This is a genomic window from Mangrovactinospora gilvigrisea, assembly GCF_001879105.1.
GTDB lineage: Bacteria > Actinomycetota > Actinomycetes > Streptomycetales > Streptomycetaceae > Mangrovactinospora > Mangrovactinospora gilvigrisea.
Genome location: NZ_MLCF01000027.1, coordinates 31,741 through 53,797, shown reverse-complemented (window position 1 = coordinate 53,797; position 22,057 = coordinate 31,741). Strand labels below are relative to the sequence as shown.

Below are 22,057 nucleotides of genomic sequence, written 5' to 3'. Positions count from 1 at the left end.
ACATACGAGACCGTCACCAGGTCCGCAGCGGGCACCGCGACCTCCGACGCCCCCTCCGCCACCAGGAACAGCTCCCACTCCGCCGCCCCCAGCCCCCCGGCCCGCGCCAACTCCCGCCCCACCGCGACCACCTCCGGCGACCGCTCCAGCACCCGGGCCCGCTCCAGCGACCCCGACGGCCCGCCGAACGCGTCGAACGCCGCCCACACAGCGGCCCCCGTCCCCCCGCCCACATCCACCTGGGTGACCGGCGCGAGCCCCGAGGGCCCGGCCCCGTCCGTCCGCAGCGCAAGCTCCCCCAGCGCCGCCCGGACGGCGGCGTACGTCGCCGGCATCCGGTACGCCGCGTAGGCCCGCGCCGCCCCCGGCGTGGCGAGGATCGCCTCCGGCGCCGCAACGTCCGCGCGGTACCGCGCGATCAGCGCCTCGACGTCGCGCGCCAGCCGCGCCCCGCCGGCACCGCCCCCGACGACCCCGTCCAACGCCCCCCGCAGCGCCTCCGGAAGCTCCCACATGTGTGACTCGTCCGCCTTTCTCCGCCTATCGCACCCGCGTCGGCCGCGTCACTCTATCCGCCCGCCCCTCCCCACACCCGCGCCCCGGCGGTACGGTCCCCCTCATGTCTCTCGACGCCCAGACCCACGCCCTGCTCACCGCCGTGGCCCGCAGGTCGGCCGCGGAGACCGACGGCTCCGCCTACGACATCCTGGAGGCGGTCGGGGAGTTCGCCCAGGAGCGCGGCATACCCGCGTCCGCCGCGGAGATGGAGCACCTCGCCGACGCCGCGGCCGTCGAGCACACCGCCGCCCGCTTCGTCGCCGAGGGCTACGCCGCCTTCGACGAGGTCTGCGAGGACGTCACCACCACCATGGCCGAGGAGGAGCAGATCACCCTCGCCCCGGCCACCGTCCAGGCCATCGTCGCCGCCGCCTGGGACGCCCGGCTGCAGGAGCAGCGGACCTGGCCGGACGTCACCGACAACGATCGCCTCGCCCGTGCGTTCGACGACCTGGAGGCCTCCGGCATCGTCGCCCGCGAGGACTTCACCTGCTGCGCGCAGTGCGCCGCCAACGAGATCGACGACGAGATCCGGCCCGGCTCCGCCCCCGAGGGCTACGTCTACTTCCACAACCAGGACACCCAGCGCGCCGTCGAGGGCGGCCCGCTGCTGCTCGGCTTCGGCAGCTTCGTCGCCGCCGGCCACCCCGACTACCCGGCGCTCTCCCGAACGGTCGGCACCCGCGTGATGGCGGCGCTCTCCGCGCACGGCCTCACCGCCGACTGGGACGGCGACCCCGGCCGCCGCATCGCCGTCACCCTCGCCTGGCGCAAGCGCCTCCCCTAGCCCGCGCCGGGCCGCCCCGATCCGGCCACACCGGCCCTCCCAGAGCTAGCAATCCGCGCAGACCAGCCGAACTCAGCCCGTTTCCCCCGGGGTTGCCGCATCATGGGCACTAAGGAACCGGCGCACGCAACGCCCTCCGGCTGGAGGCCGCCCCCCATGAGCCTGCACCAACCCCTGACCCTCTCGGACGCCGCCACCGGGTACGGAGCCACCACCTCGGCCCACCCGCGCAGCGTTCTCGCCCGGCGCTGGAACCGGCTGCGCCACGGCCCCGAGGCCGAACCCGGCCCCGATCCCGACACCGGGACCCGTCAGGTCCTCTCCCTCCTGGAGATCGCCGAGCAGGCTCTCGCCGTCGTCCCCGAGTCCACCCGGATGGTCACCTCCTGCGGCACCGCCGCGATGGTCCCCGTCACCGTCGGACGCCGCTGCGGCGAGCAGCTCAACGCCGTGCAGCAGCTCCGCTCCCGCCTCGAGGACCTGGACGTCAGCGCCGAGTACGCCACCGTCGCCGACCGCCTGGTGCGGCTGCTGACGCAGCACCAGTGGCTCGTCCACCGGGCGATCGGCCTCGCCTTCACCGCCCGCCCGGAGGACCGCACGGACGCCTACCGCGCCCGGGTGCGCGGCTGGCCCCCGGCCGGCGAGGGCGATCCGGCGGCGGAGCTGGTCGCCATCCGGGACGAGCTCCGCCGCTGGTGCGCCGACATCCGCCTGCCGGGCCGCCGGCGCCGCGCCGGCTAGCGCACCGTCACCCGGGTGTAGAAGGACGGCTTGTAGCCCCAGGAGATGGCGGTGATCCGCACCTTCTTCCCGGGCCGCGGCGCCTCGATGTACTTGCCGCCGCCGAGGTAGATGGCGATGTGGTACGCCCCGGACGCCTTGCCGTTGTTGGACCAGTGCACCAGGTCTCCCGGGCGCAGCCGGCTCGCGCTGATCCGGGTGGTCGCCGCCGCCTGCTGGGCGGTCACCCGGGGCAGCCGCACCCCGGCCCGCAGATACGCCTGCTGGACGAGCCCCGAGCAGTCGAAGGCCCGCGGCCCGTTGCCTCCCCACGCGTACGGCTTGCCGAGCTGGGCGCGGGCGTAGGCGATCGCCCGCCCGGCCGCGGTCGCGGTGATCGCCCGCGCCCCCGGGCGCGCCGTGTCCGACGAGGACCGCCCGGACGGCCGGGACGCGGGAGGCGGCGCCGGCCGCGAGCCGCGCGAGAAGTCCGGCCCGCGCGTGCCGTTGCCGGTCCCGCCGGCGTCGACCCAGGCGCGATATCGGTCGTAGTGGCTGGTCCAGTACCAATGCCCGTGCTTGAGGTACCAGTAGTGCGGCCTGCTGGACGCCACCGCCGGCGCCGCCTCGGCCGAGGCGGGCGCGGCCGCCGCGCCGGCCGTCGCCGCCGCCGCGGCGAGCAGCACCGCGGCGGTGCCGCCGCGCAGCCCGCGGACGCGGCAGGTCCTGGTGGCGGTGCGGACCTGCGCCGTCCGCCCGACGTGCGTGCCCCTGCGGGGGTCGCTGTGATCGTTCATGACGCCATGTCAGCACGGCGCAAGGGCGTTATCCGGTAAATCGGACTAATTACCCCGTTAGGCGGCATCCCGGTGGCGGACCCGCGCCGGAGTCCGTAATGCGCTAGCCCTCCAACTCCCCGACCTGCGCAAACCTTGACACGCCGTCACGCCGTCACGCCGACGGACCGTCAGGCCCGGATCGGCCGGAGTCAGCCGTAGAGCCGCCGCATGGTGAAGTCGACCATCTCCTCGACCGCCCGCGCGTCGAAGACCGCCCGGTGGTCCCCCTCCACGTCGAGCACGAAGCCGTACCCGGTCGGCAGCAGGTCGAGCACCTCGGCGCCGGTGATCACGAAGTACTTCGACTCCTTGCCCGCGAACCGCCGCAGCTCCTTGAGCGAGGTGAACATCGGGATCAGCGGCTGATTGGTGTTCGGCATGGCGAGGAAGCCCGGGGTGTCGGCCCGCGGGCAGTAGATCCGGGAGGCGATGAAGATCTCCTGGAAGTCCTCCGCCGTCATCGCCCCGCCGGCGAAGGCGCGCAGCGCGTCCGCCATCGTCGGCCCCTGCGGTTCCGGGTAGCGGCCGGGTTCGGGGGCGCCGCCCTGCTGGGGGGCACCCTGCTGCGGGGGCGGGTAGCCGTAGCCGCCCTGCCCCTGGTAGCCGTTCTGACCGGCGTCCTGGTAGCCGCCGCCCTGGGGATACCCGTAGCCGGAGCCGCCGCCGGCCTCGTAGCCGCCGCCGTACTGCGCACCGTTGTGCGCCCCGGGACCCTGCGGCCCGCCGCTCGGGGTCGTGCGCTCGTAGCCGTACACCCGACCAGGCTAGCGAGTCCCCGGGGGAGCAAGCTAACCCCTGGGGGATTGCCTATGGTTACCGACGGGTAGCATAATCGTGGCTACCCACGGGTATCGAGCACGCGTCTAACCCTGCGCCTACCCTTCCCGACGGCAGACACGATCGACCGGAGAGCAACGCCATGGGGCATTACAAGTCCAACCTCCGCGACCTGGAGTTCAACCTCTTCGAGGTCTTCGGCCGCGACGACGTGTACGGCAAGGACGCCTTCGCCGAGATCGACCCGGACACCGCGCGCTCGGTGCTCTCCGAGGTCGAGCGGCTCGCCACGGAGGACCTCGCGGAGTCCTTCGCCGACGGCGACCGCAACCCGCCCGTCTTCGACCCGGACACCCACACCGCCACCCTCCCGGACACGTTCAAGAAGTCGTACCAGGCCTTCATCGACGCCGAGTTCTGGCGCCTCGGCCTCCCCGAGGAGCTGGGCGGCACCACCGCCCCGGCTAGCCTGCACTGGGCCATCGCGGAGCTGGTGCTGGGCGCCAACCCGGCGGTCTGGATGTACGCCGGCGGCCTCGACTTCGCCACCGTCGTGCTCCGCCTGGGCACCGAGGAGCAGGGCAAGGTCGCCCAGCGGATGATCGACCACAAGTGGGGCTCGACCATGGTCCTCACCGAGCCGGACGCCGGCTCGGACGTGGGCGCCGGCCGCACCAAGGCGTCTCTGCAGGACGACGGCACCTGGCACATCGAGGGCGTCAAGCGCTTCATCACCTCGGGCGAGCACGACCTGAGCGACAACATCGTGCACCTGGTGCTGGCCCGCCCCGAGGGCGCCGGCCCCGGCACCAAGGGCCTGTCGATGTTCATCGTGCCGAAGTACCGGTTCGACTGGGAGACCGGCGAGCTGGGCGAGCGCAACGGCGCCTACGTCACCAACGTCGAGCACAAGATGGGCCTCAAGGTCTCCACCACCTGCGAGCTGCGCTTCGGCGAGGAGCGCCCGGCGGTGGGCTACCTGCTCGGCGAGGTGCACGACGGCATCCGCCAGATGTTCAAGATCATCGAGTCGGCGCGGATGATGGTCGGCACCAAGGCCATCGCCACCCTCTCCACGGGCTACCTCAACGCCCTGGAGTACGCCAAGGAGCGCGTCCAGGGCGCGGACCTGACGCAGTCGACGGACAAGTCGGCGCCGCGCGTCACCATCACGCACCACCCGGACGTCCGCCGCTCGCTGATGTTCCAGAAGGCGTACGCCGAGGGCCTGCGCGCGCTGGTCGTCTACACGGCCTGCGTCCAGGACCGGATGCTGCAGGCGGACCCGCTGGGCATGGGCAAGAACGCCGACCCGGCCGACGTCCGCCTCAACGACCTGCTGCTGCCGATCGTCAAGGGCTACGGCTCGGAGAAGTCCTACGAGCTGCTGTCGCAGTCGCTGCAGACCTTCGGCGGCTCCGGCTACCTCCAGGACTACCCGCTGGAGCAGTACATCCGGGACGCCAAGATCGACACCCTCTACGAGGGCACCACGGCGATCCAGGGCCAGGACTTCTTCTTCCGGAAGATCGTCAAGGACCAGGGCCAGGCGCTGGGCGCGCTCGCGAACGAGATCAAGGAGTTCACCGGCTCGCTGGCCGAGGGCTTCGCCGCCGAGAAGGACGCGCTGGCGCGCGCCACGGCGGACCTCGAGGGCATCGTCGGCGCGATGATCACCCAGCTCGCCGCGACCGAGCAGGACGTCACCAGCCTCTACAAGGTGGGCCAGAACACCACCCGCCTGGTGCTGGCCTCGGGCGACCTGATGGTCGGCTACCTGCTGCTGCGGCAGGCCGTGGTGGCGACGGAGGCGCTGGGCGGGGACGTCTCGGAGAAGGACCGGGCGTTCTACCAGGGCAAGATCGCCGCGGCGCGGTTCTTCGCGGCGAACGTGCTGCCGCTGCTGACCGGCCAGCGCAAGCTCGCCGAGCGCGTCGACAACTCCATCATGGAGCTCCCCGAGGACGCCTTCTAAGCGGGTTTGGCGAAGCAGGGTGCCTTTCCGCGTCGTTCGGTGCGTGCAGCCGCAAGGCGCCCGAGCTCGTTCGTAGTGGTTCTTACGTACGTGCTTGGGCAACGCCGCAGATGCGCGTGCCGGGCGGCGCGGGGAGTGTGCCCTACTTCGCCAAGCCCGCTCGGGCCGCTCGCCGTCTGCCGCCCCTCGCCCCGGCTCCCCGCCCGGCCAGGCCTCGCCTGGCCGGAGGGGTGCCGGGGCGGACGCGTAATCTGGCCCCCATGAGCCACTTCGACCGCGCGCACACCGCCGACCTCATGGCCTTCACCGGGGCCAGCCCGACGCCGTACCACGCCGCCGCCTCCGCCGCGGCCCGGCTGGAGGCCGCCGGCTTCGCGCGCGTCGAGGAGACCGACCCCTTCCCCGCCGAGCCCGGCGGCCGCTACCTGGTCCGCGGCGGCACGCTCGTCGCCTGGTACCTGCCGCAGGCCGCCGCCGGCGACCCCGCCGCGCCGTTCCGGATCGTCGGCGCCCACACCGACTCGCCGACGCTGCGCGTCAAGCCGCAGCCGGACTTCGCCGCGCACGGCTGGCGCCAGCTCGCCGTCGAGATCTACGGCGGACCGCTCCTCAACTCCTGGCTCGACCGCGACCTCGGCCTCGCCGGGCGGATCGCGCTGCGGGACGGCTCCGTCCACCTGGTCGACTTCCACCGGCCGCTGCTGCGCGTCCCGCAGCTCGCCATCCACCTGGACCGCGGGGTCAACGACAACGGCCTCAAGCTCGACAAGCAGCGCGGCATGCAGCCCATCTGGGGCCTCACCGGCGCCTCGGACGAGCGCGGGCTGCTGGACTTCCTCGCCGCCGAGGCCCCCGAGCTGCGCGCCTCCGGCGCCACCGCCGCCGACATCCTCGGCTGGGACCTGTCGCTCTACGACCTCCAGCCGCCCGCCTTCCTCGGCCAGAGCGAGGAGTTCTTCGCCTCGGGCCGCCTCGACAACCAGCTCTCCACGCACGCCGGCACCGCCGCCCTGGCGGCCGCCGCCACAGCGCCCGGCGCGGACGCGCTGACGCACATCCCCGTCCTGGTCGCCTTCGACCACGAGGAGAACGGCAGCCAGTCCGACACCGGCGCGCACGGCCCGCTGCTCGGCACCGTGCTGGAGCGCAGCGTGCACGCCCGCGGCGGCAGCGTCGAGGACCGCGCCCGCGCGCTGGCCGCGTCCGTCTGCCTCTCCTCCGACACCGGCCACGCCGTGCACCCCAACTACGCGGAGCGGCACGACCCGACGCACCACCCGATGCCCAACGGCGGCCCGATCCTGAAGGTCAACGTCAACCAGCGGTACGCCACCGACGGCGTCGGGCGGACCGTCTTCGCCGCGGCCTGCGAGCGGGCCGGGGTGCCGTACCAGACCTTCGTCTCCAACAACGCGATGCCCTGCGGCACCACCATCGGCCCGATCACCGCGGCCCGGCACGGCATCGCGACCGTCGACATCGGCACCGCGATCCTCTCGATGCACTCCGTCCGGGAGCTCTCCGGCTCGGACGACCCGCATCTGCTCGCCTCCGCACTGAAGTCCTTCCTGGACGGCTGAGCGGCGGCGGCCGCCGCTCGACGGTCCGGTCGCCCGACCCTCCGGTCGCCAAGACCTCGCCAAGGAAAAGTCAAGGTGAGGTAATGTCGGCGGCGCCGTCCGACGGTTGCAGCGATCGGGGGTGTCACGCGGCATGGACGGGAACGACTGCCTGGACCTGCTGGCCCGGGTCTCCAGGACCGGCCGCCGGCCCCGCCGCGACGAACTGGAGGAGCTCCGGCTGCTCGGCGAGCGGGCCGCCGAGTCCGGGCTCGGGCTGCGCGAGCTGATCGGGGGTCAGCTGCGCTCCGCGCGCGCCGCCTGGCCCGAGCTGCCCGGCATCGCCGGCGCCGCCACCGCCGCCGAGGCGCGCCGCGCCGGCGGCGACGTGCTCGCCGCGCTGGACGCCGCCGTGGAGGCCGTCGTCACCGGCTACCAGCGGGCCCAGCGGCTCGCCGCGCACCGCGAGGAGACCGAGCGGCGGGAGTTCGTCGACGACCTGCTGCACGGCCGCAGCGGGCTCGGCCGGCTCGCCGAGCGGGCCGACCGGTTCGGCCTGCGCCTCGCCCGCACCCACCGCGTCGCCGTCGCCGCCGTGGCGGAGGGGCCCGGCTTCGACGACGGGCACCCCGTCACCCGGCACGTCGACCGCGAGCTGACCGCGCGGCTGCGCTCCCGGCATCCGCTGCTGGCCACCAAGGAGGGGCGGCTGGTGTGCGTGGCGCCGGGCGGCGACCGGCGGGTCACCGAGGCGTTCGCGGCGCTCGCCATGGCCGGCGCGCGCGGCGCGGGCGGGGCGGTGCGGGTCGCGGTGGGGCGGCCGCACCGCGGGCCGGGCGGGGTGGCGCACTCCTACGAGGAGGCCCTCAGCGCGCTGGACACCGCCGAGCGGCTCGGCCTGGCGGCCGATCTGCTGGACGCGGCCGAGCTGATGGTCTTTCCGGTGCTGCTGCGCGACCGGGCGGCGATGGCCGATCTGGTGCGCACCGTACTGGGCCCCCTGACGGGGGCGCGGGGCGGGGCGGAGCCGCTGCTGGAGACGCTCGCCGCGCATGCCGAGGCGGGCTACAACCGCAGCGAGACGGCGCGCCGGCTGAGCCTCAGCGTGCGGGCGCTGACCTACCGGCTGGCGCGGATACGCGAGTTGACGGGGTACGACCCGGACGACGCGCTGCACCGCTACACCCTCCAGACCGCGGCGCTCGGCGCCCGCCTCCTCCGCTGGCCCGAACACGCCCTCTGAACCCGCCGGGTACCGCCGCGGCCCGGCGGCCCCCCGTCCGCCGACACCGCGACCGCACCGCGGGGCACCGCGGTGCGGACCGCCCCCTCGACTCCGGTCCGCACCCGCACGCGCCACCGCCGGCGCCGCGCCCCGCGCGCCGTCATCGTGCCCCGCGCCTTCCGTCCGCCGCATTGCCGAACCTCGGCAGTCTTTATGCGCCCTTGACGACATCGCCGGGCACCGCCGCGCGGCCAAGCCGCGGCCCACCCCGACGACATTTCCGGGAACGGATGGTGATCCAGCTCACCGACGGGATAATGCCTGCAGTCCTACTCCTGCCTTCCCGCCGCGTCGCCGAGGGACCATCCGTGACATCCATACCGAATTCCCGCCGAATCCCGCACGCCTCCCACATCCTGCAGCCCCTCGTCGACGCCTGGACGCAATCGACGGAGGCGATCCAGGAACTCGTCGCGCCCCTCGCGGAGCCCGACTGGAACCGCGCCACGGAGTGCCCCGGCTGGTCGGTCCGCGATGTCGTCTCGCACCTGATCGGCACCGAGCTGGGCCTGCTGGGCGATCCTCGCCCGATCCACACCCTGCCGCGCGACCTGCGCCACGTCGTCGACGAGCCGACCCGCTACAACGAGGTCCCGGTCGACGTGCGGCGCTGCCACACCGCCCCGGAGATGACGTCCGAGCTGGAGCTCGCGCTGATCCGCCGGCGCCGCTCGCTGCGCGACCTCACCGACCCCGACCAGGAGGTCCTCGGCCTGATGGGGCGCCAGATGCGGCTCGGCTCCCTGCTGCGGCTGCGGGCGTTCGACGTCTGGGCGCACGAGCAGGACATCCGCCGGGCGATCGGCGTCCCCGGCAACCTCGACACCCCGGCGGCCTACGTCGCGCGCGACTCCATGGTGGCGGCCCTGCCGGAGGTCGTGACGCGGGCCGGCGCGGCCCCGCACACCGCGGTGAGCGTGGACGTCCACGGGCCCATCGAGTTCATGCGCACCGTCGAGGTCGACCCGGTCGACCCGGCGCGCGCCGCGGTCGGCGAGCACGCGCCGTTCTCCCCGCGCGTCACCCTCACCACCGACTGGGAGACCTACGCCCGCCTCGCCTGCGGCCGCATCCGGCCCGAGCGCGCCGACGTCAAGATCGAGGGCGACACCGCCCTCGCCACCAAGATCCTCGCCGAATTCTCGATCACGCCGTGACCGCGCGAGGGGCGCGGGGCCGCAGGGCTACTCGCGCTCCCCGCGCAACTCCCGCTCGATGCGGTCTATGTGGGTGCCCGCCAGCTCCGCCGCGCCGACCGCCTCGCCCGAGCGCAGCGCGTGCAGGATCGCCTCATGGTCGTCGATGGAGCGCCGCACCCGGTCCGTCGTGCTGCGCGCGAACTCCACGCCCATCCGCAGCTGACGGTCCCGCAGCTGGTCGTACCAGTTCTCGATGATCACGTTGCCCGCGGCCACCACGATCGCGCGGTGGAAGGCCCGGTCCGCCTGGGCGAAGCCCTCGCCGTTGCCGGCCGCCTCCGCGGCCTTCTGCTCGGCGACCAGCTCCTCCAGCTGGTCCAGCAGCTGCACCGGTGCCGGGATCGCCGCCCGCACCGCGAACTGCTCCACCAGGCGCCGCGCCTGCATCACGTCGGCGATCTCCTGGGCGCTCACCGGAAGGACGAGCGCGCCCTTCTTCGGGTAGAGCTTGAGCAGCCCCTCCATCTCCAGCCGGAGCAGCGCCTCGCGCACCGGAGTCCGGGAGACGCCGACCTCGTCGGCGAGACCGCCCTCGGTCAGCAGGGACCCGCCCGCGTACCTGCGACTCAGAATGGCTCGCTTGACGTGGGCGTACACGCGTTCGGCGGCTGGGGGCATAACGCATACACCTTAGATGCAATCAGGCGGCCCGGCAATGGCTCGCAACGGAAGTGTCGGCTTGGCTGAGACGAATGTACTCAGCCCACCGACCAGTTGACGATCCGGGTCATGGACCTGCGGCGGAACGCCTCGTCCCGGACCCAGGGCGTGGCGTCCCGGACCACCGCGGAGACCCGGTGCCGGCCGGGCGGCAGCCACCCGGTGTCGAAGGTCGCCCCAATGGAGCAGCCGCGGCAGCCCGGACGGCTCCACGCGCGCCCGTCGACCGTCCAGCGCACCCGGATCCAGGCGTGCCCGATCAGGTGCAGCGGCCGCACCCAGAGCAGATGCCCGCCCCGGCCGCGCCGGCCGTGCGCGACCAGCGGCGAGGCGACCCGGTAGAACTCCTCGATCAGCGCCTCCCGCGAGGGCAGGTTGTAGACGCTGCCGAGCGTCCGCATGATCGAGTCGCGGGTGGGGCGCAGCACCCCGTCGGCGCCGGCGTAGGCGCCCACCCGCCCGCCGCTGGGGTCGCGGGCGCCCAGCCAGCGCCGCCAGGGCACCGGCCGGCCGGGACGGCCCAGGTTGGGGTAGTCCAAACGGGCGGGGTCGTCGCCGTAGGCGCCGTCGTACTCGTCGCCGAGGCCGCCGAGGGTGTGGCCGATCTCGTGCTGGAAGACGGGCCCGGCGTCCGGGTTCCCGCCGCCCACGGTGGTGGACGCCGAGCCGCCGGCGCCGCCGTAGGTGGTGGAGTTGGCGACCGCGATGATCCGGCGGCGGGGCTCGTTGCCGCCGGTGACGGCGGCGACGCGGTGCTCGTCCGCGCAGAGCAGCCGCTCCACGCCGTGGCACCAGTAGTGCATTCCGAGCGGGGTGGCGCGCTCCCGGCTCCCGACGCCGGCGAGCGGGGAGGCGAGGTCGAGGCGGCGCTCCCGGAAGACCTCGCGGTAGGTGCGGTACGGCTCCTCCGCGGCGAAGGCCCGCCAGAGGCGGTCGACGTCCTGCTGGAACCGCGCCTCCTGGCCGCGGGTGAAGCCGTCGCCGACGAAGAGGAGTTCGATGCGGGCGCCGTCGCGGGCCGGCGGATCGGGCGGCCAGGCGGCACCCACCAGGCCGGCCACGGCGACCAGCAGCAGCCCCGTCCACAGGCGGCGCAGCCGCCATCGCGGACGTTCCGGGGATCGCAGCACGGACCAACGGGTACCCGCTTGCTCATCTCATCTGACAACCCGTCAGCCCGATTCCCCCGGACGGCCCCCGCACCGCCGCGCCGTCCCTATAGTCAGTACATACTTGAGTCCAGAAAAAACATTGACGCAGTACAAGTTCGGCGTCTACGGTTCTCCCCATGACGCCGATCAGCACCTCCTCCGCCGCCCCCGCCCGCACCGCGCCGTATGCGCACCTGGCCCCCCTGGTGGTCGACCTGGTGCTGCCGCTGGCCGGCTACTACCTGCTCTCCCGGGGCCTCGGCACGAGCACCACCACGGCGCTCGCCGTCTCCAGCGTCCCGCCGGCGCTCAGCACCGTGTGGATCGCGGTGCGGCACCGCCGCCTGAACGCGCTGGGCGCGCTGGCCCTGCTGGCCACCGGCGCCGGCCTGGCCCTCGCCGCGGTCGGCGGCGACCCCCGGCTGATGCTCGCCAAGGACGGCCTGGTCAGCAGCGTGATCGGGATCGCGATCCTGCTCTCGGTGGCGGCCGGGCGGCCGCTGATGTCCCGGGTGATGCGACCGATGATCACCAAGGGCGACCGGGCGAGGCTCGCTGCCTGGGACCGGCTCTCCTCCGGCCCGGACGCCTCCGCGGAGTTCCGCGCCGCCGAGCGGACCTTCTCGCTGATCTGGGGCGGCGCGCTGCTCGCCGAGTGCGCGGCCCGGGTGGTCGGCGCCTACACCCTGCCGGTGGGCACCATGCTCTCCGTGCACAGCCTCTTCGTGGTCGCCGGGGTCCTCGCCGCCGTCAAGCTCTCCAAGCCCCACGCCGAGCGCATCGGCGCCCTGCTCAGGCAGGCCTGAGCCAGCACTGCGCCCCGGCACCCCGCCCGCCCTGCACACGCAGGACGGGCGGGGTGCCGGGGCGAGGCGGCGGCTTGCCCGCTACGACCAGGCGATCAACCGATCGGGGTCGCCGAGCACGGCTCCCACGTCAGCGAGCACCCGCGAGCCCAGCTCGCCGTCGACCAGCCGGTGGTCGAACGAGAGCGCCAGCGTCGTCACCTGACGCGGCCGCACCTTCCCCTTGTGCACCCACGGCATCTCCCGCACCGCGCCGAAGGCGAGGATCGCCGCCTCGCCCGGGTTGAGGATCGGCGTCCCCGTGTCGACGCCGAAGACGCCCACATTGGTGATCGTCACCGTGCCGCGCTGCATGTCCGCCGGCGCGGTTCTCCCCTCCCGGGCGGTGGCCGTCAGCCGGCCCATCTCCTGCGCCAGCTCCAGCAGCGTCAGCCGCTGGGCGCCCTTGATGTTGGGGACGATCAGGCCGCGCGGCGTCGCCGCCGCGATGCCCAGGTTGACGTCCCCGCGGACGACGATCTCCTGGTTGGGCTCGTCCCACGAGGCGTTGACCTCCGGGTGCCGCCGGATCGCCGTCAGCAGCGCCCTGGCCACCATCAGCAGCGGCGAGACCCGCACGCCCTCGAAGTCCTTCGACTCCTTGAGCTTGCGCACCAGCTTCATCGTCCGGGTGACGTCGACCTGGAGGAACTCCGTCACATGCGGGGCGGTGAACTTGCTGGCCACCATCGCCTGGGCGGTGGCCTTCCGCACCCCGCGGATCGGGATCCGGACGTCCTCCGCCGCCGCGGGCGCCACCGGGGCGGCGGCCACCGCGGCCGCGGGCGGCGCCCCGGCCTCGGCGTGCAGCCGGACGTCCTCGCGGGTGACGAGCCCGCCGGGCCCGGTGGGGCGCACCTCGGCGAGGTCCACGCCCAGGTCGCGGGCGAGCTTGCGCACCGGAGGCTTCGTCAGCACCCGGCCGGACGGCCGCCCGTTGGCGGCCGGCGCCACCGGGGCCGCCGGCGTCGCCGCGGCGGGCGCCTCGGGAGCCGCCTTCGGCGCCCGGCGCCGCACGGGCGCGTCGCCGCGCAGCCCGTAGCCGACCAGCACCTCGTGCTTCTCCTCCGGCTCGCCCTCCGGCGCCGCCGGAGCGGCAGGCGCGGCCGGAGCCGGCTCCGCCGCGTCGGTGCCCACCGTCACGATGGGCGTGCCGACGTCCACCGTGGTGCCCTCGGCGAAGTGCAGCTTGCGCACCACCCCGTCGTAGGGGATCGGCAGCTCGACGGCGGCCTTGGCGGTCTCCACCTCGCACACCACCTGGCCGTCGTGGACGGTGTCGCCCTCGGCCACGTACCACTTGAGGATCTCGCCCTCGGTCAGTCCCTCGCCGATGTCGGGCATGAGGTAGTCGCGGTCCATATGAACTCCTCAGCTCCCCTCAGTACGCCATCGAGCGGTCGACGGCCTCGAGCACCCGGTCCACGCCGGGCAGGTACTCCTCCTCGGCCTTCGCCGGCGGGTAGGGCGCGTGGTAGCCGCCCACCCGCAGCACGGGCGCCTCCAGCGAGTAGAAGCAGCGCTCGGTGATGCGCGCCGCCACCTCGCCGCCGATGGCGCCGAAGACCGGGGCCTCGTGCACCACCAGGGCGCGGCCGGACGCCTCGACGCAGGCCTGCACGGTGTCGAAGTCGATCGGGGAGATCGAGCGCAGGTCGACGACCTCCAGCCGGCGGCCCTCCGCGGCCGCGGCGGCCGCCGCGTCCAGGCAGGTCTTCACCATCGGGCCGTAGGCGATCAGCGTCAGGTCGGCGGGCGCGTCCCCCTCGAAGGGGCGGTGCACCCGGGCCTGGTGCAGCCCGATCGACGGCTCGGCCGCGGTGTCCAGCGCGCCCTTCTGCCAGTAGCGGCGCTTGGGCTCCAGATAGAGCACCGGGTCGTCGCTGCGGACGGCCTGCTGGAGCATCCAGTAGGCGTCCGAGGAGTCGGACGGGCTCACCACGCGCAGGCCCGCGGTGTGCGCGAAGTACGCCTCCGGGGACTCGCTGTGGTGCTCCACCGAGCCGATCCCGCCGCCGTAGGGCATCCGGATGGTCACCGGCATCCGGAGCTTGCCGAGCGCCCGGGCGTGCATCTTGGCGAGCTGGGTGGTGATCTGGTCGAACGCCGGGTAGACGAACCCGTCGAACTGGATCTCCAGGATGGGCCGGTAGCCGCGCAGCGCCAGGCCGATCGCGGTGCCCACGATGCCGGACTCGGCGAGCGGGGTGTCCACGACCCGCTCCTCGCCGAAGTCCTTGTAGAGGCCGTCGGTGACGCGGAAGACGCCGCCGAGGCGGCCCACGTCCTCGCCCATCAGCAGGGTCTTGGGGTCTTCCTCCAGCGCCTTCCGCAGTCCGGCGTTGATCGCCTTCATCAGCGGCATGGTCTCGGTCGCCATCTCAGCGGCCCCCTTCCTGCTCGGCGTCCGCCAGGCTCTCGGCGAAGCGCCGGTAGGCGGCGCGCTCCTCGTCCACCAGGGCATGCGGCTCGGTGTAGACGTTGTCGAAGATCAGCGAGGACGGCTCGGGGTTCGGCATCGAGCGGACGCCGTCGCGCAGCCGCTTGGCGAGCTGCTCGGCCTCCGCGTCCACCGTCTCGAACCAGTCGTGGTCGGCGATCCCCTCGCGCGTCAGGAGGGCCTTCAGCCGCGCGATCGGGTCCTTCAGCTTCCACTGCTCCTGCTCGGCGCTGAGCCGGTAGCGGGAGGGGTCGTCGGTGGTGGTGTGCGCGCCCATCCGGTAGGTGTACGCCTCCACCAGGACGGGGCCGCCGCCGGAGCGGGCGTGGTCGAGCGCCCAGCGGGTGACGGCCTCCACGGCGAGCACGTCGTTGCCGTCCACCCGCACGCCCGGGAAGCCGAAGCCGGCGGCCCGCTGGTAGAGCGGCACGCGGAACTGGCGCTCGGTCGGCTCGGAGATCGCCCACTGGTTGTTCTGGCAGAAGAAGACGACCGGCGAGTTGTAGACGGAGGCGAAGTTGAAGGCCTCGCTGACGTCGCCCTGGCTGGAGGCGCCGTCGCCGAAGTAGGCGGTGACGGCCGCGTCCGCGCCGTCCTTGGCGATGCCCATGGCGTAGCCGACCGCGTGCAGCGTCTGCGAGCCGATGACGATCGTGTAGAGGTGGAAGTTGTTCTCGTTGGGGTCCCAGCCGCCGTGGCTGACCCCGCGGAACATGCCCATCAGGGTCAGCGGGTCGACGTCGCGGCACCAGGCGACGCCGTGCTCCCGGTAGGTCGGGAAGACGTAGTCGTCCGGGCGCATCGCCCGGGCCGAGCCGATCTGGGCGGCCTCCTGGCCGAGCAGCGAGGCCCACAGGCCCAGCTCGCCCTGGCGCTGCAGGGTGACGGCCTCGCCGTCGAAGCGGCGCACCATCACCATGTCGCGATAGCGGTCGCGCAGCTGTTCGGGGGTCAGATCGATGGAGTAATCGGGGTGCTCGGCCCGCTCGCCCTCGGGGGTCAGCAGCTGCACCAGCTCGGCGGCCTCGGTGGCGGGCCGGCCGGAGGCCGGGGCCGTCGAACCGGTGCGGCGGCGGCCGCCGCCGCGGGCGCCCTTGCCCCCGGCGCGCACCGAACTGCTCTTCGTGGTCACGTCTCGCTCCTCCGTCTGTCCGGCCCCGGGTTCGCCGGTCGGCCGGTTGCGGTCGCACGCCCCGGCGCGGCTCACGGGGTGTGTGGGCGGGCCGGGACGAGCGTGACAGGTCGTCCGGCGGGAGGTCGGCGACATGCCGGACGTGCCGCGACCGCGGTGGCGTCCGAACGCCTTGTCGACCCCGTCACCTGCGATTTTGTGGGAATTCCTAGTAGATCGCTGTTGCCGCAGGTTGCCGGGACATCCGCACGGTATCCCGACGCGCGCTCTGTTGTAAGAGGTTCTCTTCCGCCGCCCGCTCCTACTTCCTCGTTCGGCTCCCGTCCATGGCGAAGCTCTACAAGATGCTGTGCCAAGCTTGTCGGTGTGACCGAATCAGCACAAATCAGAGTTTTCCTGCTGGATGACCACGAAGTGGTACGCCGGGGGGTGCACGAACTGCTCTCCTCGGAGGACGACATCGAGGTGGTGGGGGAGGCGGGTTCGGCCGCCGACGCCCTGGTGCGCATCGACGCCACCCGCCCGGACGTGGCGGTGCTCGACGTCCGGCTGCCGGACGGCAGCGGTGTGGAGGTGTGCCGCGAGGTCCGGTCCCGCAACGCCGACGTCAAGTGCCTCATGCTCACCTCGTACTCGGACGACGAGGCGCTCTTCGACGCGATCATGGCGGGGGCCTCGGGCTACGTCCTGAAGGGCATCCGGGGCACGGACCTGCTCACCGCGGTCCGCGACGTGGCGGCCGGCAAGTCGCTGCTGGACCCGGCGGCCACCGCGCAGGTGCTGGAGCGGCTGCGGAACGGCCGGGGCCGCGAGGACGAGCGGCTCTCGGGCCTCACCGACCAGGAGCGGCGCATCCTCGACCTGATCGGCGACGGGATGACGAACCGCCAGATCGGGCAGCAGCTGCACCTGGCGGAGAAGACGGTGAAGAACTACGTCTCCAGCCTGCTGGCCAAGCTCGGCATGGAGCGCCGCACCCAGGCGGCGGCGTACGTGGCGCGGATGAAGGCGGGCGAGGAGCGGCGGCGGGACTGACGGCCCCCGCAGCGCGACGGCACCCCACCACGAGGGTGGGGTGCCGTGCTGTGCGGCCGGTCAGCGGTCGGTCACCCGCCGGTGAGCGGGGTCTCCGTGCTGCCGCCCGTCGGCGAGGGGGGCGCCGAGCCGCCGCCGCCCGAGGTGTGCGAGACCGTCGGCTTCGGGCTGCTGGTGCCGGTGCCGCCGCCGCCCGAGGTCTTCGTCGGCGAGGACGTCGGCGTGGGCTGCGTCGACTGCGTCGGGCTGGAGCTGTGCGTCGGGGTGTAGCTCGGCGTCTCGCTCTGCGTGCTGCTCGAGGTCGGCGACTGGGTCGGCGAGGAGGTGTGCGACGGCGTCGAGCTGGACGAGGTGGTCGCCGACTGCGTGGGGCTCTGCGTGGTGCCGCCGCCCCCGCCGCCGCCGCTGTTGTTGGTGGCCGCCCAGACGCCGATGGCGATCGCCGCGATCGCCGCGATCACCACGATGGCCGCCACCAGCGCCTTGCGGCTGCGCCGCGGGCCGCCGCCGTCCGCCCCGTCCAGCTCGACGGGGGCGCCGGGGCCGCCCGCGCCGCCCATCGCCGTGGTGGGCTGGGTGGCGCCGACGCCCGGCGTGCCGGCGTAGGGCGTCGCCCCGCCGTAGGCCGGGTCCATCCGCTGGGTGGGGGCCGCCGCCATGCCCGCCACGCCGTACATGCCGGTGGCCAGCTGGGTGGAGCCGGTGCCGGTGAGCGCCACCAGGGCGTGCTGGATGGCGCCGCGGAACTCGTCGGCGCTCTGGAAGCGCTCGTCCGGGTCCTTGGCGAGGGAGCGCAGCACCAGGCCGTCGAGCTCCGGGGGGACGCGCGGGTTGGCCTGCGAGGGCGGCACCGGCGGGTCCTGGACGTGCTGGTAGACCACCGACAGCGGGGTCTCGCCGGTGAACGGCGGACGCAGCGTCAGCAGCTCGTAGAGGAGGCAGCCGGTGGCGTAGAGGTCGGAGCGCGCGTCGACGCCCTTGCCGAGCGCCTGCTCGGGCGAGAGGTACTGCGGGGTGCCCATCACCATGCCGGTCTGCGTCATGGTGGAGGCGCCGCCGCCCAGCGCGCGGGCGATGCCGAAGTCCATCACCTTGACGGCGCCCTGGTTGGTGATGATGACGTTGGCGGGCTTGATGTCGCGGTGGACGATGCCCATCCGGTGGCTGTAGCCGAGCGCCTCCAGCACCCCGGAGGCGACGATCAGGGCCTGCTCGACCGGCGGCTCCTCGGCGTCGATCAGCAGGTCGCGGATGGTGCGGCCCTCGACGAGCTCCATCACCATGAACGGCAGCGGCTCGCCGTTGACCATGTCCTCGCCGGTGTCGTAGACCCCGACGATGGCGTGGTGGTTCAGACCGGCGACGGACTGCGCCTCGCGCGTGAAGCGCTGCCGGGCAACGGTGTCCTGGGCGAGGTCGGCTCGGAGCAGCTTGACCGCGACGGGGCGGCCCAGGCGGACGTCCTCCGCCGCGAAGACCTCGGCCATACCGCCCCGGCCGATGCGCTGGATCAGCCGGTAGCGGCCGGCACCCACGGTGCCGAACTCGCCGCCACCGCCGCTCATGCCGTTCGGGTTGCCCTCAACGCCCTCGGGGGGCTGCGTTGGTCCCATCACTCCTCGCCGTGCGGTTCATCACCGTGGTGGTGTTCTGCTGAACGGTACCGTCTCCCGCTGTCGGTAGGGCAAACGAACCAGCCTCGGCCGGCGTTCGCCACCCGTCCGGGGAGCCCTGCTCCCGCCCCCACCCCCCGGCGGCCTCGGGCCCGGTGGATCACGGCCCGGAGGACACCGTCAGGGTGACCGTGGACCCCTTCTTGACCTGTGAGTTCTGATCGGGCTTCTGCGACAGCACGGTGCCCTTGCGCCACACCGCGCTCGGCGACTCCACCGTCTTGACCTTCAGGCCGACCGCCGGGCGCTCGGCGCACTCGGTCGACCACTTGACGGTGTTGAACGACAGGTTGGGCACCGTCACCGTGTTGTTCTGCCCGGGGAAGGTGTTGTCGCAGTCCTTGAAGTCGGAGGCCTTGTAGCCGCCCTTGGGGTCGACCGGCCCCTGCAGCCCGTCGTTCGACTTGGCCGCGGCGGAGTGCGAGGAGGAGGTGTGCGGGTTCGGCTTGCCGCCCCCGCCTCCGGAGTTGGCGAGCATGAGGCTCACCCCGGTGATCGCGCCGGCGGCCACCACGGCGGCCACCACGATCAGCGGGCCGCGCTTGCGGCTCGCTCCGGACGGCGCGCTCGGCGCTCCCCCCACCGGCTGCTGTTGGTACGGGTTGGGCGTCGGCGGGCCGCCGGCCTGCGAAGGCGGCCCGTAGCCCGAGTACACCTCGGAGATCGGGGCGCTGTAGCCGGACTGCGGGCCGCCGGGGGCGCCCTGCTGGATCGGGCCGAAGGCGTACTGCTGGCCGCTGGCGGCCTGCGAGGGGTGGACGCCCGGGTGCGCGCCGCCGGTGACCATGGGGGCGGTGCCGCCCAGGGTGTCCGGGGAGTTGATGCGGCGGATCTCCGCGATCATCTCGTCGGCGCTCTGGAAGCGGTGCGCCGGATCCTTCGCGAGCGCCCGGTTGACCAGCGCGTCCACCGCCGGGGGGATGGCCCGGTTGATGCCGGACGGCACCGGCGGCGGCGTCTGCACATGGTGGTAGGCGATGGAGAGCGGCGAATCGCCCTCGAAGGGGAGCTGCCCGGTGAGCAGCTCGAAGAGCATCACACCGGTGGTGTAGAGGTCGGAGCGGGCGTCGACGGCCCGGCCCAGCGCCTGCTCGGGGGAGAGGTACTGCGGGGTTCCGACGACCATGCCGGTCTGCGTCATCGAGGTGACGCCGGACTGCACGGCGCGGGCGATGCCGAAGTCCATCACCTTGACGACGCCGCGCCGGGTGACCATCACGTTCCCGGGCTTGATGTCGCGGTGCACCAGGCCCATCTCGTGGCTGGCGGCGAGCGCGGCGAGCACATCGGCCGTGATGGTCAGGGCCCGGTCGGCGGGCATCGCGCCGAACTGCTCGATGTCGGCGTTGAGGACGTCGCGCAGCGGATCGCCCTCGACGTACTCCATGACGATGTACGGGACCGGGGCGCCCTCGTCGCTGGGCTCCTCCCCGGAGTCGTACACCGCCACGATGTTCGTGTGGTTCAGCCGGGCCACGGCCTGGGCCTCGCGGCGGAACCGCTCCCGGAACGACTGCTCCCGGGAGAACTCGGAGTGCATGGTCTTGATCGCGACATTGCGGTCGAGGACCGTGTCGTACGCCCGGTGCACGGACGCCATGCCGCCCTCGCCGAGCAGCCCCTGGATGAGATAGCGGCCGCCCGCGCCGAGCGTGCGACCCGCCTCGCCCTGTCCGTCGGTTCCGTTGACCATGCGCCCCTGACTCTCCCCGTAAGTGGCTGCCCGAGCTCGGGTTGATTGCCGGACCAGTCTGCCCGACCGCGCCGACAGCGAAAAAGCGGGTTGACCGTTCCGTCACGAAGTCAGGACACGGCCGTGCCGCGCCGGTTGGCGTCCGGACCCCGGCAGACCGTGGTCGACGCGTCCGGCGCGGTGGCCGCTCACAGTATTACAAGTACGGCCCGGACGTGGCTTCCGGACGCTCGTGCCCCTCGGCGGCGACGCCGGGCGGCAGGGCGCGGCGCATCTGCTCCAGCTGCGCGCGGGCGGCCATCTGCTGCGCGAAGAGCGCCGTCTGGATGCCGTGGAAGAGGCCCTCCAGCCAGCCCACCAGCTGGGCCTGCGCGATGCGCAGCTCGGCGTCGCTGGGCACGCCCTCCTCGGTGAAGGGCAGCGAGAGCCGCTCCAGCTCCTCGATCAGCTCGGGGGCGAGCCCCTGCTCCAGCTCGCGGACGGAGCTGGCGTGGATCTCCTTGAGGCGGACCCGGCTGGCCTCGTCGAGAGGTGCCGCGCGGACTTCCTCCAGCAGCTGCTTGATCATGCTGCCGATCCGCATCACCTTGGCCGGCTGCTCGACCATCTCGGCAACGGACTCCTCGCTGCGGCCTTCCCCGCCCTCCCCGCCGCCGGCGCCGGGGACGGAGCCGACGGCCATGCCGTCCGGCCCCACGACGAGGACGTGCGGGCTGCCGCCCTCTTGGGGGATGTCGTTCGTCGGCGTATTCATGCGTTCCATCCTCTCTCACCGCGCGCCGTGGCGGGGTAAGAGGAGGATGACGGTTCAGCGGCGGCGGAACCTCAGCGCGAGCAGGAAGGCGCCGCCGCCCATCAGGGCGAGGCCGGCGCCGAGCGGGACCGGGTCGAGGGCGCCGCCCTCGCGGCGCGAGGCGGCGGCGTCCGCGGCGGGGACGGTCGCGGCGGCCGGCTGCCGCGCGGTGCCCGCCGGGGGGCGGCCGACGGGGGCGCCGTCCGGGAGCCAGGGCAGCGCGGCGGTGCCGTCGTCGGCCTGGTCGCGGGGGGCGGCGGCGGCCGTGCGGCGCGGCGCGTCGGGGGTGCGGACGGCCTGGCGGGCCGGCTGCTGCCGGGTCGGCAGCTGCTGCTGGGGCCGGAGCTGGACCGGCGGCGCCTGCTCGGCCTGCGGGGCCGCCTGGCGGGTGGGCCGGGCGATCGGGGCGGTGGACGGCTGCGGGGCGGGGGCGTGGTGCGCCGGCTTGGCGGTCTTGGCGGGCTTGGGCTGGTGGGTCTTGGCCGGCTTCGGGGTCGCGGCCGCGTGGTGCGTCTTCGCCGGCTTCGGGCCGGGGGCGGGGTTCCGGCTCGGCTCGTGGTCCTCGCCCTGCTGGCCCTGCTGGCCCTGCTGCCCCTGCTCGTCGGGCGTGGTGGGAAAGGGCCAGGCGGGCGGGTAGGTGGTGGTGACGACGTCCGGCGCCGACGTCCGCGCGGCATGCGGATGCGGATGCGGGTGGGGGTGCGGGTGCGGGTGGGGCTTCGCGGCGCGGCTCGGGCCGGGCGGCGGGGCCGAGGCGGCCGCCGCGGAAGGCGTCGAGGACGCGACGGTCGCCGCCGCGGCGACCGCCACGCACGCGGCCCGGACCCGCTGTACCCGCACGCCGATCCGTCCTCTCCCCGACCGAGTCTGACGCCCCAAAGCGTGACATAGGTCTCAAGGAGTGGCATTTTGGACAGTTCTGAGCGGAGCGAG

20 protein-coding genes are annotated in these 22,057 nt (G+C 73.7%); 8 read left to right on the top strand and 12 right to left on the bottom strand.

What is annotated here, in order from left to right; genetic code table 11:
• Positions 1-515: small ribosomal subunit Rsm22 family protein (locus tag BIV57_RS07325; protein ID WP_217651703.1), on the bottom strand; the 515-nt coding region annotated here is incomplete at its 3' end.
• A gap of 104 nt (positions 516-619) precedes the next feature.
• Between BIV57_RS07325 and BIV57_RS07320 the strand changes: the two genes are divergently transcribed.
• Together BIV57_RS07320 and BIV57_RS07315 are read left to right on the top strand one after the other, a co-directional pair.
• The gene (locus tag BIV57_RS07320) at positions 620-1,345 is read left to right on the top strand and encodes a DUF6891 domain-containing protein (protein ID WP_071655848.1); all 726 of its coding nucleotides are present in this window, start codon (positions 620-622) and stop codon (positions 1,343-1,345) included.
• Positions 1,346-1,501: 156 nt separating this feature from the next.
• Entirely contained in the window at positions 1,502-2,089 is a 588-nt protein-coding gene (locus tag BIV57_RS07315) for a hypothetical protein (RefSeq protein WP_071655847.1), read from the top strand.
• Here BIV57_RS07315 and BIV57_RS07310 read toward each other — a convergent pair.
• Entirely contained in the window at positions 2,086-2,865 is a 780-nt protein-coding gene (locus BIV57_RS07310) for a C40 family peptidase (protein ID WP_071655846.1), read from the bottom strand. The genes BIV57_RS07315 and BIV57_RS07310 overlap by 4 nt on opposite strands.
• Before the next feature lie 191 nt (positions 2,866-3,056).
• Complete coding sequence (locus BIV57_RS25905) at positions 3,057-3,662, bottom strand: SseB family protein (RefSeq protein WP_245797465.1); 606 nt, start codon at positions 3,660-3,662, stop codon at positions 3,057-3,059.
• 164 nt (positions 3,663-3,826) lie between these two features.
• Here BIV57_RS25905 and BIV57_RS07300 point away from each other — a divergent pair, with 164 nt between their 5' ends.
• The 4 genes from BIV57_RS07300 (at position 3,827) to BIV57_RS07285 (ending at position 9,660) form a co-directional block, all read left to right on the top strand.
• Entirely contained in the window at positions 3,827-5,659 is a 1,833-nt protein-coding gene (locus BIV57_RS07300; RefSeq protein ID WP_071655845.1) for an acyl-CoA dehydrogenase, read from the top strand.
• A 251-nt stretch (positions 5,660-5,910) separates the two neighbouring features.
• Positions 5,911-7,239, top strand: coding sequence for a M18 family aminopeptidase (locus tag BIV57_RS07295; RefSeq protein WP_107409497.1), 1,329 nt, complete (start codon positions 5,911-5,913; stop codon positions 7,237-7,239).
• A 133-nt stretch (positions 7,240-7,372) separates the two neighbouring features.
• On the top strand, positions 7,373-8,461 hold the full coding sequence (locus BIV57_RS07290; RefSeq protein WP_071655843.1) for a PucR family transcriptional regulator: 1,089 nt from the start codon (positions 7,373-7,375) through the stop codon (positions 8,459-8,461).
• A gap of 350 nt (positions 8,462-8,811) precedes the next feature.
• A complete protein-coding gene (locus BIV57_RS07285) occupies positions 8,812-9,660 on the top strand; it encodes a maleylpyruvate isomerase family mycothiol-dependent enzyme (protein WP_419185691.1) in 849 nt (282 codons plus the stop codon).
• Between the two features lie 27 nt (positions 9,661-9,687).
• Here the strand turns inward: BIV57_RS07285 and BIV57_RS07280 are convergent, their stop codons facing one another.
• Entirely contained in the window at positions 9,688-10,320 is a 633-nt protein-coding gene (locus BIV57_RS07280) for a GntR family transcriptional regulator (RefSeq protein WP_071655842.1), read from the bottom strand.
• A gap of 80 nt (positions 10,321-10,400) precedes the next feature.
• A complete protein-coding gene (locus tag BIV57_RS07275) occupies positions 10,401-11,492 on the bottom strand; it encodes a M64 family metallopeptidase (protein ID WP_071655841.1) in 1,092 nt (363 codons plus the stop codon).
• 158 nt (positions 11,493-11,650) lie between these two features.
• On the opposite strand from BIV57_RS07275, the gene BIV57_RS07270 reads away from it, so the two are divergent.
• A complete protein-coding gene (locus tag BIV57_RS07270; RefSeq protein WP_071655840.1) occupies positions 11,651-12,319 on the top strand; it encodes a VC0807 family protein in 669 nt (222 codons plus the stop codon).
• A gap of 81 nt (positions 12,320-12,400) precedes the next feature.
• Here BIV57_RS07270 and BIV57_RS07265 read toward each other — a convergent pair whose 3' ends face one another.
• The 3 genes from BIV57_RS07265 to pdhA are packed head-to-tail and all read right to left on the bottom strand — an operon-like array spanning position 12,401 to position 15,930.
• The gene (locus BIV57_RS07265; protein ID WP_071655839.1) at positions 12,401-13,720 is read right to left on the bottom strand and encodes a dihydrolipoamide acetyltransferase family protein; all 1,320 of its coding nucleotides are present in this window, start codon (positions 13,718-13,720) and stop codon (positions 12,401-12,403) included.
• 19 nt (positions 13,721-13,739) lie between these two features.
• Positions 13,740-14,738 carry an alpha-ketoacid dehydrogenase subunit beta gene (locus BIV57_RS07260; protein ID WP_071655838.1) on the bottom strand — a complete coding sequence of 333 codons (999 nt, stop codon included), beginning with the start codon at positions 14,736-14,738 and terminating at the stop codon, positions 13,740-13,742.
• A gap of 1 nt (position 14,739) precedes the next feature.
• Positions 14,740-15,930, bottom strand: a complete 1,191-nt coding sequence (gene pdhA, locus BIV57_RS07255) for a pyruvate dehydrogenase (acetyl-transferring) E1 component subunit alpha (protein WP_071655837.1) — start codon at positions 15,928-15,930, stop codon at positions 14,740-14,742.
• Positions 15,931-16,296: 366 nt separating this feature from the next.
• Between pdhA and BIV57_RS07250 the strand changes: the two genes are divergently transcribed.
• Entirely contained in the window at positions 16,297-16,965 is a 669-nt protein-coding gene (locus BIV57_RS07250) for a response regulator (RefSeq protein WP_071655836.1), read from the top strand.
• Positions 16,966-17,036: 71 nt separating this feature from the next.
• On the opposite strand, the gene BIV57_RS07245 is transcribed toward BIV57_RS07250, so the two are convergent.
• The 4 genes from BIV57_RS07245 to BIV57_RS07230 form a co-directional block, all read right to left on the bottom strand.
• Positions 17,037-18,578: a protein kinase domain-containing protein gene (locus BIV57_RS07245; RefSeq protein ID WP_079170099.1), complete on the bottom strand. Its 1,542-nt coding sequence runs from the start codon at positions 18,576-18,578 to the stop codon at positions 17,037-17,039.
• 160 nt (positions 18,579-18,738) lie between these two features.
• Positions 18,739-20,331 (bottom strand): protein kinase domain-containing protein, encoded by a 1,593-nt coding sequence (locus BIV57_RS07240; protein ID WP_071655834.1) that lies wholly within the window; start codon positions 20,329-20,331, stop codon positions 18,739-18,741.
• A 196-nt stretch (positions 20,332-20,527) separates the two neighbouring features.
• Positions 20,528-21,085, bottom strand: coding sequence for a bacterial proteasome activator family protein (locus tag BIV57_RS07235; protein WP_071655833.1), 558 nt, complete (start codon positions 21,083-21,085; stop codon positions 20,528-20,530).
• A gap of 54 nt (positions 21,086-21,139) precedes the next feature.
• On the bottom strand, positions 21,140-21,964 hold the full coding sequence (locus tag BIV57_RS07230; protein WP_139275503.1) for a hypothetical protein: 825 nt from the start codon (positions 21,962-21,964) through the stop codon (positions 21,140-21,142).
• Between the last annotated feature and the right edge of the window lie 93 nt (positions 21,965-22,057).